Below are 10,224 nucleotides of genomic sequence, written 5' to 3'. Positions count from 1 at the left end.
GCGTCGGGGTGAGGAGGGGGATTTCGCGAGAGCATACCGGCTGTGGTGATACGCGTCTATAGCGCCCATCTCACCATTGCCGGTGAAGCGAGTTTACGAAGCTCAACTCACCTCGAGCCACTCCCGAAAACCCTCACCTTGGCTGCGCGCCACCAGGATCAGGGTCTCCTTGCCGGTCGCGGCGTTTGCGAATCAGGGGCGTTTGGTTGCGTACCGGGACGGGGGAGCCTTTGTTCCCGAATCATCTCACCTCAAAAATTTTCGCGGATGTTTTCGAGACCTCGCGTAAACGGACGGTGTCCGGATCGGGTCAGGACCTGGTCGTGCGGCCTCGCGACCGCTTCGTGGGTGCTCGTGTGCTGCCGGCGACGGAAAGCCCCGATCGAGAGGCGACTTGCCCGTACCGTATTGGCCAAGCCCGATAGCTCGCGCGGTATGCATCACGCGACGAGCCGGTCAGACGCGTGGCCCGTGGCGCGGCACGACGAGCCGGCGCGTCGTCGGCCCGTCGATGAGTGCATCGATCGTCGGTCGCTCCGTTCGGCGGCGTGGTGCCTGTGCCGACGATTCGGTCCTCACCACAGAGAACCTGCCCGTGTTAACCACCGGTCTCCCGTTTCCCGACCGGCTGCTCGTTCTGACGGCGCAATTCTACTTCGAGCTTCGTCCGAAGCTGCCGCACAAAGGGGAGATCGAGCCATGGGCAAATCCTCACCGTTCCGATGCCCCCGAAAAAGCTCACCATAGCTCCGCCGATCGGTGCGTTACGACGCGCTCTCATGCCGCACCAGTGCCGCATTTCCCCGCTTCGATCTCCTGAAAAGCCTCACCTTTGAGGATTCTGGAGCCCCCAGCGCCACCTTCAAAAGAACTCCTGAAAACCCTCACCTTTGCTGCCCGATAAAAATACATTCCATGTTTTCAATGACTTACAACAATCCCATCTCACACTTGAACGTCAAGCCTCCCCGTAAAACCTCACCTTAAGCCTGTTTTTCGCACCGCAGCACTTTTTCTTTCCTCGCCGCGGATCTCCCGAAAAGCCTCACCTTTACAGCCAGAGACTGGGTTTACCTACCTTCGCAAATCGCCATCAGCCGGGCATTTCCGGCCCGCAGCCTCCATTTCGGTCCCGAATTTCCTCACCTTAGCGCATAGAACGCCATCCAAACTCTCCCGAAAAGCCTCACCTTTTGCGGAATCGCCAGCCAAACCAGCTTGCGGATCCGGCCCATAAGCCAATTCCCCCGAATCCCCTCACCTTTCCAGTCGCGAGCGGTTCCCGCTGGCCAGTCGTTCGGGCAATCGAGGCGTCACAATCCACCTTCGCTCCCGTAAAACCTCACCTCAGCAGTGTGAATGCTCAAAAAGAAAGCAAATTGGGTCCCGTCGCCCCGAAAAATCTCACCTTCGTTTGACGTTTTCTCCCGTCTCGGCTCACCAAAGCGGTTAACCGCCCCAAAACACGCCCAAAAAAGCACCTTCGCGAACCTCCCGAAAGCGCTCACCTTGGTGCAAGCCGAACCGACCAGGTACTTTCGAGGGCAGTCGGGCGTTTAGCGGCTGCGAAGTCCCGCAAAACCTCACCTTTGCCCGAACCCCACGTATACGGCCTTTCCTGAACCCGCTCACGTTGCGTCCCGCACCCGCTCACCGAGCTCCCCGAACCCCATCACTCGAGTTTCCCGCAGACTCTCACCAAGTCTCCCGCAAAGCTTCACCTTGCCAGGCTGAAAGCCCCGCCAGATAAGGGTTTGCCGAGTCGTTAACGTTTTTAACAAGGGTTCAAAGGTGTTTACTTTTATTACTCTCAAGCCTTGCACCCCGCGAGTCCCGTGAAACACGGGTCATCCAACCCACAGCGATTGCCGACCCATCGTGAAACAGTGCGCGATCATGTGAAAACCAAACAAAGCGCTTCTAATACAATGGCTTATTAGCTATTCTTCGTTTTGTTTCACGGAAAAAAATGGTGCTCGCGTGTTTACTACGGCAATTTGTTCGCTAAAGCCCGTCTGTATACGCCAATCTGTTCGCCACTGATAAATCGGTAGCAAACACTACGTAAATTGTTATGATCCATCCAATTCGAGCCACATCGAGGTCAACATGAATCTGGATCAGGAGCGGCAAGCCATCCGCGATGAGCTTGAAGCGATGCGCACGCAAGGCGTGCGCCGGCAGGATCTGTCGCTGCATGCATGCAAGCGGCTCTTCTTCGATCTCGGCATCCGACCGTCGATGGCCGCTGTGCGCGATCTCACGCAGACCGGCAGCGCGAGCGACATCCCGAAAGACATCGATCATTTCTGGGAGCGTATTCGCAACGTGTCGCGCGTCAAGGTCGGAGCAGGCGCGATACCGAAGGCACTCGAGGATCGCGCCGGCGAACTGCTGGGCGCGCTATTCGAAGAAGCGGTCACTCAGGCCAAAGCGTCGCTCGACGGCGAACGTGAAGAAATCCGCGCGCAGATTAGCGCCGCCGACCTGCGCGCACGCGACGCGGAAATTCGTCGGGATGCGGCCGACGACGCCATCAGGCGCAGTGAATTGCGCACCGAAACCGCGTGGGAGCGGGTTCGCGCGCTTGAAACCCAGCTATCGAGCGCGACTACGCACGGCAGCGTTCACCTCGAAGGCATGCAGGCAACCACCCGCCGGCTCGACCAGGAAAACGAGGCGCTGCGGCAACGGCTCGAAAACGAACAGACCACCAATGCGGCGTTGCGCGACCGGATCGACGCGTTGCACGTCGAATTGCGGCAAAGCACCGAGCACTATGCACAGCAAATCAAGGATGCGGTCGCCGAGGCGGAGCGGCGCGTCAAGCCGATGCTGGTCGAACTCGACTCGCTGCGTAGCATGGCCGCGACGTATCAGTCCGGCGTGCGTGATGCGAGCCGCAAGGAATTCGAGTTCATTCAGCAGATTGCCGCCGCCAAGGCGCGCGCCGACCGGCTCGACGCGCAGCTTCGCGAGCAGTCCGACGAAGTCGACGCGCTGACGAAGGAACTCGCCACGCTGCGTGGCCAGCAGGGCATCGATCCGGCCATCGCCGTGCTGCTGTGCTCGCTGGTCAGTGAGGGACGACTCACGAGCAAAGAGTTGGGCATGATCGGCACCGCCGCCGATGGCCATGTGACGCTGCCCGCGCGCTGCCCGAAATGCGAGGAAGGTGAGCCGGAACTGTCGCAGGTCGATCACCGTTTCGAACTGCTGTGCCCGGAATGCGAGCACTCTTCCGGCCTTGGCGAATCGAGGCTCGCGGCGGTGAACCAGTTTCTGTCGAACGACCCGTCCACCGCGCCGTCGTCCCGCTCCGTCGACACGATGCGTTAACCGCGAGCGGCCAACCCAACGGAAAAAACGCCAAAGGTGAGGAAATTCGGGACCGCGACGGTGAGGTTCTTCAGGGCTCGCCGGCTCCCGTTTTCCTCGTAAAACGCCCGTCACGCCGGGGCTCGACCAATGGCGCCGCCGCCGGATCCGGCTCCTGCGTTACGGGCGCATCCTGCTGATCGATCCACGTTTGCCACGCGCGATATAGCCGGTTCGCGGACACCGCCTGCACGAAGCCGAGCCATTGACCGACCTGTTCCGCCTCCACCCCGCTTTCGAAAAGGTCCGCCGCAAAGGTGTTGCGCAAGGTCTGCGGACTCGCGCGCGATTGACGCGACCCGGCAATTCCCGCTGCCTCGACGAGCGCATCCACCGCGCGCAGCATCGTGGCCTTGTGCATCGGCCTGCCGGACGGTGACGCGGGAAACACAAGGTTGCCGGCCAACTCCGTTAGCCGACGTTCGGCGAGCCACGCATCGAGAATTGCCGTTGCGAACGGCGCGAGCCGCGTGCGCCGCGTCAGCATCGGATTGGCAGACTCGATCGTGACCCACGGCGAGCCCTCTCTCACGCAACTAACCGTAAGTGCTCCGGCTTCGCCCGTCTTCAATCCTCCGCCCAGAAACACGGCGATCAACGCGCGATCGCGTCGCTCTCTCCAGCGCTGCGCGGTCGACAACGCCGGCAACGGCGCGAACAGGCGCGCGACCAACGCAGTGCGTTCCGCATGCGTGAGAAACCCGGTCGGCTCATTGTCGCGCGCATTGCGCCACGCGGCCTCTCCATCCTGAGCAATGAAACGAGCCGGGTTGGTCGAAGCCGATTCGATCTCGCGCACGTGATCGAGCACGCGCTCGATGAGCCGTAAATAGCGGATCCGTTGCGTTTTGCGGATCTCGAGGCCGGCGACGAATTCGGCGAGCGCGGGCGTGTCGACCGTTGCGAGGCTTTGTTGCCGCGCGCTGAGCCAATCGAGAAACTGCCCCCACTGCGCCTGATAGACCAACGCCGAAGAGCGACGGAAATGCTGCTTCGCGAGCCACGCATCGAACGCGACTTGCGGGTCGCGACGCCAATCTTCGCGTTGCTGATCGAACAGATCGGTAGAGGGCGCGGGACGTGGAACGGGGTCTGACAGATGGGGAGGTGACATGAGCATTCCTTCGGTTAGTTGCACCGTTCGGTCCGGATATTGTAGGTGCCCCCAAAGACCAGATGAGGAGCCGATCCATCCACTCGTGTTGCCGCCATCAGCCGCCCCACGCCCGGGCGCGCTTCAAAGGCGCATCGACTGCCCGTGGCAGCGCAGCCCGGCGCGCCGCTTGCCGCGCGGCTTCCTCGTACGCATTGACGGCAAAGGCAAAAACGGCGGGCAACGCATTGGATGCGCCGAAATCCACGCCGTCATCGGTTTCGGGATAAGGCAGATCGGACGGGCGCTGGAATAGCCCGAGCATCAACGCGTCGTGTCGGCTGGCAAAACCGAGATCGGCTAGCGCCTCGGCTTCGATGGCATGTAGCAGACGCCATGTGAGCGGCACCTGCTTGGCGATGTAACGCCCGGCGATGCTGCGCACGATATGTTCGAGATCGCGCGCGGCGCTCTGGTAGCGCAGCGCGGCGAGAGTTTGATCGGTAGGGTCGGCGTTCAGGTTGTTCATTCTCGGCTCCAGTCGACACCTGATACTGTACAAACATACAGTATCAGGTGCAACCTGGCCGAACGGCCTAGGCGTGGCGATCCGGCGGCAAAAGCGCGCCAACCCCCGCCAGTCGGCGCTCTAGCCGTGAATCACGACCAGCAGCGCTTTCGCCTCGCCCTTACCGACGTTGCGGATCGCATGCGGTTCATCCGCGACGTAGCGCGCGGTGTCCGCGACCTTGAGCCGCTTCGTCGCGCCGGCCGCCTCGATTTCGATCGAACCGTGCAGCACGGTCAGATGCTCGCGCGTGCCCGGCTCGTGCGCGTTCGACACCAGCGCCCCGCCTGGCTGCAGCGTCAACTCGTACCACTCGAATTTGCCGGCCAACTCGATCGGTCCCCACACACGCAACTGGTATTTCGCGTCATGACCGCTTAGCGTAGGAATATCGTGCGGGCCGGAAACGGCGATCGCCTCAGGCGACTTCGGCGGCGCAAACAGCGAATCGAGGCTCACGCCGAGCGCATTGGTCAGCCGCCACGCAACCGCGATCGTCGGATTGGCCTTGTCGCGCTCGATTTCCGACAGCATCGATTTCGACACGCCGGCCGCCCGCGACAGATCGTCGAGCGTCATGCGCCGCTCGGCGCGCAGCCGTTGAATCTGCTCGCCGACGCGCGGCGGCGCAGCAATCGCCGCGTTCGGCGGTAATGCCGCGCTAGCGGAGGTGGGCGACGCAGTGGCCGCGGCGCGGCGTGTACCCGAACTTGCCATTTCCTGACCCATCGTTTAGAGTTGTTCGATATACCGGATTTTAGTTCGAAAAAACGAAAATATCCGATAAAGCTGACAGCCGACTATAACAGGCCGCCCTTTCTCCGCCCATGCGAACGCGGGCGCCATCACCCTCAGGAGTCCCGTTCATGCGTGACCAATACCTTGCCCATCTGCGCGGCACCCTCGACCAGATCCGCGCCGACGGCTTCTACAAGAGCGAGCGCGTGATCGCGAGTCCGCAGTCGGCCGACGTGCGTCTTGCCGACGGCAGCGATGTGCTGAACTTCTGCGCGAACAACTATCTCGGACTCGCCGACGACGCGCGCCTGATCGAAGCCGCCAAGCAAGGCCTCGACAAGGACGGCTTCGGCATGGCGTCGGTGCGCTTCATCTGCGGTACGCAAACCGTGCACAAGCAACTCGAAGCGGCGCTCGCCGCGTTCCTGCAAACCGACGACTGCATTCTCTACTCGAGCTGTTTCGACGCGAACGGCGGCCTGTTCGAAACGCTGCTCGACGAAAACGACGCGATCATCAGCGACGAGCTCAATCACGCGAGCATCATCGACGGCGTGCGGCTGTCGAAGGCGAAGCGTTTTCGCTACAGGAACAACGACCTCGCCGATCTCGAGGCGCGTCTGCAGGAAGCCGACGCGGCCGGCGCGCGCTTCAAACTGATCGCGACCGACGGCGTGTTCTCGATGGACGGCATCATTGCGAACCTCGCCGGCATCTGCGATCTGGCCGACAGGTACGGCGCATTGGTGATGGTCGACGACTCGCACGCGGTCGGCTTCATCGGCGAACACGGTCGCGGCACGCCCGAGCATTGCGGCGTGATGGCGCGCGTCGACATCATTACCGGCACGCTCGGCAAGGCGCTCGGTGGCGCATCGGGCGGCTACGTCGCGGCGCGCAAGGAGGTCGTCGAGTTGCTGCGGCAGCGCTCGCGTCCGTATCTGTTTTCAAACACGCTGACACCGAGCATCGCCGCGGCGTCGTTGAAGGTACTGGAATTGCTCGCCAGCGATGAAGGCGCGCAACTGCGCGCACGCGTGCGCGAAAACGGCGCGCATTTCCGCCGCGCGATGAGCGCGCTCGGCTTCACGCTCGTGCCGGGCGAACATCCGATCATTCCGGTGATGCTCGGCGACGCGCAACTCGCGGGAAAGATGGCCGATGCGCTGCTGAAGGAAGGCGTCTACGTGATCGGTTTTTCGTTTCCGGTCGTGCCGCGCGGCCGCGCGCGCATCCGCACGCAGATGAGCGCCGCGCATACGCCTGAACAGATCGATCGCGCCGTCGACGCGTTCGCGCGCGTCGGCCGCGAGCTCGGCGTGATCCCCGCGTGAGCGTCGCGCGATTCGAATGGAGAAGCAGATGAAAGCATTGGCAAAACTCGAACGCGGACCGGGCCTCACACTGACCGACGTGAAGAAGCCCGAAGTCGGCCATAACGACGTGATGATCCGTATCACGCGCACCGCGATTTGCGGCACCGACATTCATATCTGGAAGTGGGACGACTGGGCGCAGAAGACGATTCCCGTGCCGATGCACGTCGGCCATGAATACGTCGGCGAAATCGTCGAGATGGGTCAGGAAGTACGCGGCTTTGCGATCGGCGATCGCGTGTCGGGCGAAGGACACATCACCTGCGGTTTCTGCCGCAACTGTCGCGCCGGGCGCCGGCATCTGTGCCGCAACACGATCGGCGTCGGCGTCAATCGCGAGGGCGCGTTCGCCGAATATCTGGTGATTCCGGCCTTCAACGCGTTCAAGATTCCGCCCGAAATTTCCGACGATCTCGCCGCGATCTTCGATCCGTTCGGCAACGCGACGCATACGGCGCTGTCGTTCAACCTCGTTGGCGAGGACGTGCTGATTACCGGCGCGGGGCCGATCGGCATCATGGCGGTCGCGATCGCGAAGCACGTCGGCGCGCGCAACGTCGTGATCACCGACGTCAACGACTATCGCCTCGAACTCGCGCGCAAGATGGGCGCGACGCGCGCGGTGAACGTGTCGCGCGAATCGTTGCGCGACGTGATGCACGACCTGCACATGGCCGAGGGCTTCGACGTCGGCCTCGAAATGTCGGGCGTGCCGAGCGCGTTTACGGGCATGCTCGAAGCGATGAACCACGGCGGCAAGATCGCGTTGCTCGGCATTCCGCCCGCGCAAACCGCAATCGACTGGACCCAGGTGATCTTCAAAGGCCTCGAAATCAAGGGCATTTATGGCCGCGAGATGTTCGAGACCTGGTACAAGATGGTCGCGATGCTGCAAAGCGGCCTCGATCTGTCGCCGATCCTCACGCACCATTTCAAGGTCGACGACTATCAGGAAGCCTTCGCGACGATGCTCTCCGGCGAGAGCGGCAAGGTGATTCTCGACTGGACCGCTGCCTGAGCCGGCGCTTCACCGTCTGAACGCCAACGCCCGCAGCGCGCTCATGCGCCTGCGGGCGTTTTTACGAACTCGGCCTGAATGCGCACGTGAATATCGTCGCCGACGGCCGGATACCAGGTCGTCAGACCGAACTTCGCGCGGCTGAAATGACCGTCCGCGGAAAAGCCGAGCGTGTCTTTCTTCGTCAGCGGATCGGGCGCGAAGCCGTTGAACGTGACGTCGAGTGTGACCGGCTGCGTGACACCGCGGATCGTCAGGTCACCGCTCAGCGTGCCGCGCGCCTCGCCGGTGCGCTCGAAATGCGTGCTCGTGAAGCGGATCTGCGCATAGCGCACGACGTCGAGCATGCTGTCGCTTTTCACCATCTTGTCGAGCAGCGGCACGTTCGTGTCGATGCTCGCGGCGTCGATCGCGACCGATGCCGTGCTGCGCTCGAGGCCGCCTTCGTTCCAGTCGAGTTCCCCCTGCTTGCGATCGAAACGCATCGTAAAGCGCGTGTATTTGAAGTGGTCGATATCGAACGTGATGCTCGTATGGTCCGGATCGATGTCGTAGCGTCCGGGCGGTACGCGCGCTTCGTTCTGACTGACCGAATGTGTCAGCACCTGGATCGGCGTGCAGGCCATCGCGCCCAGCAGCGTTGCGCCGAGCAGCGCGCGTAGCCACGCGGTGCGAACGGAGGATGGATTCATCGAAGCAATTCCGGTTGAGCGGTGGTCAAGCGATCTCCAACAAGATAGCAGCAAGCGTACTCACAGCGCCGAAGCTCGAAGAAAAACTTGACGAAGGAGAATGATCGTTCTACCTTACCTCGATGATATCCGAAACGAATCCGACTACCCCGAACGACGCGGCCCAGCCCGGCTCTGCGCGCGAGCGCCTGCTCGATGCCGCCGAGGCGCTCATTTACGCCGGCGGCATCCATGCAACTGGCGTCGATGCGATCGTGCGGCAGTCAGGCACCGCGCGCAAAAGCTTCTACACGCATTTCGAATCGAAAGATGCGTTGGTCGCGGCCGCGCTCGAACGGCGCGACGAGCGCTGGATGAACTGGTTTATCGCGGGCACACAACGGTGCGGCAAGAGCGCGCGTAAGCGCCTGCTCGGCATGTTCGACGTGCTGCGCGAGTGGTTCGCATCGGCGGATTTCCATGGCTGCGCGTTTCTGAACGCGGCCGGCGAAATCGAATCCGTCGACGATCCGATTCGCGTGGTCGCGCGCAAACACAAGGCACGGTTGCTCGATTTCGTGGGCGCCGAATGCGACGCGTTCGTGGCGCAAGCGCAAATCGATGCGCGTCGCGCGGCGCCGCTCGCGCGGCAATGGCTCGTGCTGCTCGACGGCGCCATCGCGGTGGCGCTGGTGAGCGGCGAAGTGGATGCGGCGCTCGATGCGCAGACTGTCGGCAAGACTCTGCTCGATGCGGCAGCGGGGCCCGCAACAAAGCCCGCAACAAAGCCCGCAGCGAAATCCGCGCACGCTTGCGCCAACACCGAGACACCGCGCGCCGCAACCAAACGGCCGCCATCCCGGCGCACCACAACCTGACTGAGGAGCCATCATGGCCGATACGATCGAAAGCCGCCCGCCGCTACCCCCATTCACACGCGAGACCGCGATCCAGAAAGTGCGCGCCGCGGAAGACGCATGGAACACGCGCGATCCTGAGCGCGTATCGCTCGCGTACACGACGGACAGCGTGTGGCGCAACCGCGCCGAATTCGTGCATGGCCGCGCGGAAATCGTCGGCCTCCTGCGTCGCAAGTGGGCGAAGGAGCTCGACTATCGGTTGATCAAGGAGCTGTGGGCGTTCACCGACAACCGTATCGCGGTGCGCTTCGCGTACGAATGGCACGACGATTCGAACAACTGGTTCCGCTCGTACGGTAACGAGAACTGGGAGTTCAACGAGCACGGTCTGATGGCGCACCGTCACGCGAGCATCAACGATCTGCCGATCCGTGAAGCCGACCGCCTGTATCGCTGGCCGCTCGGCCGCCGGCCCGACGATCACGCCGGCCTCTCCGATCTCGGTCTGTAGACGTTCCTGCC

Annotated in this window: 9 protein-coding genes; 5 read left to right on the top strand and 4 right to left on the bottom strand. The window is 62.5% G+C overall.

The window, feature by feature from the left end; all coding sequences use genetic code 11:
* Positions 1-2,109 precede the first annotated feature (2,109 nt).
* The gene (locus L0U84_RS34650) at positions 2,110-3,339 is read left to right on the top strand and encodes a DNA-binding protein (protein ID WP_233856650.1); all 1,230 of its coding nucleotides are present in this window, start codon (positions 2,110-2,112) and stop codon (positions 3,337-3,339) included.
* A gap of 70 nt (positions 3,340-3,409) precedes the next feature.
* On the opposite strand, the gene L0U84_RS34645 is transcribed toward L0U84_RS34650, so the two are convergent.
* The 3 genes from L0U84_RS34645 to L0U84_RS34635 form a co-directional block, all read right to left on the bottom strand.
* Positions 3,410-4,492, bottom strand: coding sequence for a tyrosine-type recombinase/integrase (locus tag L0U84_RS34645; RefSeq protein ID WP_233856648.1), 1,083 nt, complete (start codon positions 4,490-4,492; stop codon positions 3,410-3,412).
* Positions 4,493-4,589: 97 nt separating this feature from the next.
* Entirely contained in the window at positions 4,590-5,000 is a 411-nt protein-coding gene (locus L0U84_RS34640) for a DUF2471 family protein (protein WP_233856645.1), read from the bottom strand.
* Between the two features lie 120 nt (positions 5,001-5,120).
* Positions 5,121-5,768, bottom strand: coding sequence for a helix-turn-helix domain-containing protein (locus L0U84_RS34635; protein ID WP_233856643.1), 648 nt, complete (start codon positions 5,766-5,768; stop codon positions 5,121-5,123).
* A 137-nt stretch (positions 5,769-5,905) separates the two neighbouring features.
* Between L0U84_RS34635 and L0U84_RS34630 the strand changes: the two genes are divergently transcribed.
* Positions 5,906-7,111 (top strand): glycine C-acetyltransferase, encoded by a 1,206-nt coding sequence (locus L0U84_RS34630; RefSeq protein ID WP_233856641.1) that lies wholly within the window; start codon positions 5,906-5,908, stop codon positions 7,109-7,111.
* A 28-nt stretch (positions 7,112-7,139) separates the two neighbouring features.
* Positions 7,140-8,171: an L-threonine 3-dehydrogenase gene (gene tdh, locus L0U84_RS34625; RefSeq protein ID WP_233856639.1), complete on the top strand. Its 1,032-nt coding sequence runs from the start codon at positions 7,140-7,142 to the stop codon at positions 8,169-8,171.
* A gap of 41 nt (positions 8,172-8,212) precedes the next feature.
* Here tdh and L0U84_RS34620 read toward each other — a convergent pair whose 3' ends face one another.
* Entirely contained in the window at positions 8,213-8,863 is a 651-nt protein-coding gene (locus tag L0U84_RS34620) for a YceI family protein (protein WP_233856637.1), read from the bottom strand.
* Positions 8,864-8,985: 122 nt separating this feature from the next.
* On the opposite strand from L0U84_RS34620, the gene L0U84_RS34615 reads away from it, so the two are divergent.
* Both L0U84_RS34615 and L0U84_RS34610 read left to right on the top strand, forming a co-directional pair.
* Positions 8,986-9,720, top strand: coding sequence for a TetR/AcrR family transcriptional regulator (locus L0U84_RS34615; protein ID WP_233856635.1), 735 nt, complete (start codon positions 8,986-8,988; stop codon positions 9,718-9,720).
* Between the two features lie 13 nt (positions 9,721-9,733).
* Positions 9,734-10,213, top strand: a complete 480-nt coding sequence (locus L0U84_RS34610; protein WP_233856633.1) for a nuclear transport factor 2 family protein — start codon at positions 9,734-9,736, stop codon at positions 10,211-10,213.
* The last annotated feature ends 11 nt before the right edge of the window (positions 10,214-10,224 follow it).

The sequence above is a fragment of the Paraburkholderia sp. HD33-4 genome, from assembly GCF_021390635.1.
Taxonomy (GTDB): domain Bacteria; phylum Pseudomonadota; class Gammaproteobacteria; order Burkholderiales; family Burkholderiaceae; genus Paraburkholderia.
This window is presented reverse-complemented; position numbering and strand designations above follow the sequence as displayed.

What these genes read in the sequence shown, in the direction of transcription:
- L0U84_RS34645 (WP_233856648.1), bottom strand. Translation starts at nt 4,492, where the DNA reads ATGTCACCTCCCCATCTGTCAGACCCCGTTCCACGTCCCGCGCCCTCT.
- L0U84_RS34610 (WP_233856633.1), top strand. Translation starts at nt 9,734, where the DNA reads ATGGCCGATACGATCGAAAGCCGCCCGCCGCTACCCCCATTCACACGC.
- L0U84_RS34650 (WP_233856650.1), top strand. Translation starts at nt 2,110, where the DNA reads ATGAATCTGGATCAGGAGCGGCAAGCCATCCGCGATGAGCTTGAAGCG.
- L0U84_RS34620 (WP_233856637.1), bottom strand. Translation starts at nt 8,863, where the DNA reads ATGAATCCATCCTCCGTTCGCACCGCGTGGCTACGCGCGCTGCTCGGC.
- tdh (WP_233856639.1), top strand. Translation starts at nt 7,140, where the DNA reads ATGAAAGCATTGGCAAAACTCGAACGCGGACCGGGCCTCACACTGACC.
- L0U84_RS34615 (WP_233856635.1), top strand. Translation starts at nt 8,986, where the DNA reads ATGATATCCGAAACGAATCCGACTACCCCGAACGACGCGGCCCAGCCC.
- L0U84_RS34640 (WP_233856645.1), bottom strand. Translation starts at nt 5,000, where the DNA reads ATGAACAACCTGAACGCCGACCCTACCGATCAAACTCTCGCCGCGCTG.
- L0U84_RS34635 (WP_233856643.1), bottom strand. Translation starts at nt 5,768, where the DNA reads ATGGGTCAGGAAATGGCAAGTTCGGGTACACGCCGCGCCGCGGCCACT.
- L0U84_RS34630 (WP_233856641.1), top strand. Translation starts at nt 5,906, where the DNA reads ATGCGTGACCAATACCTTGCCCATCTGCGCGGCACCCTCGACCAGATC.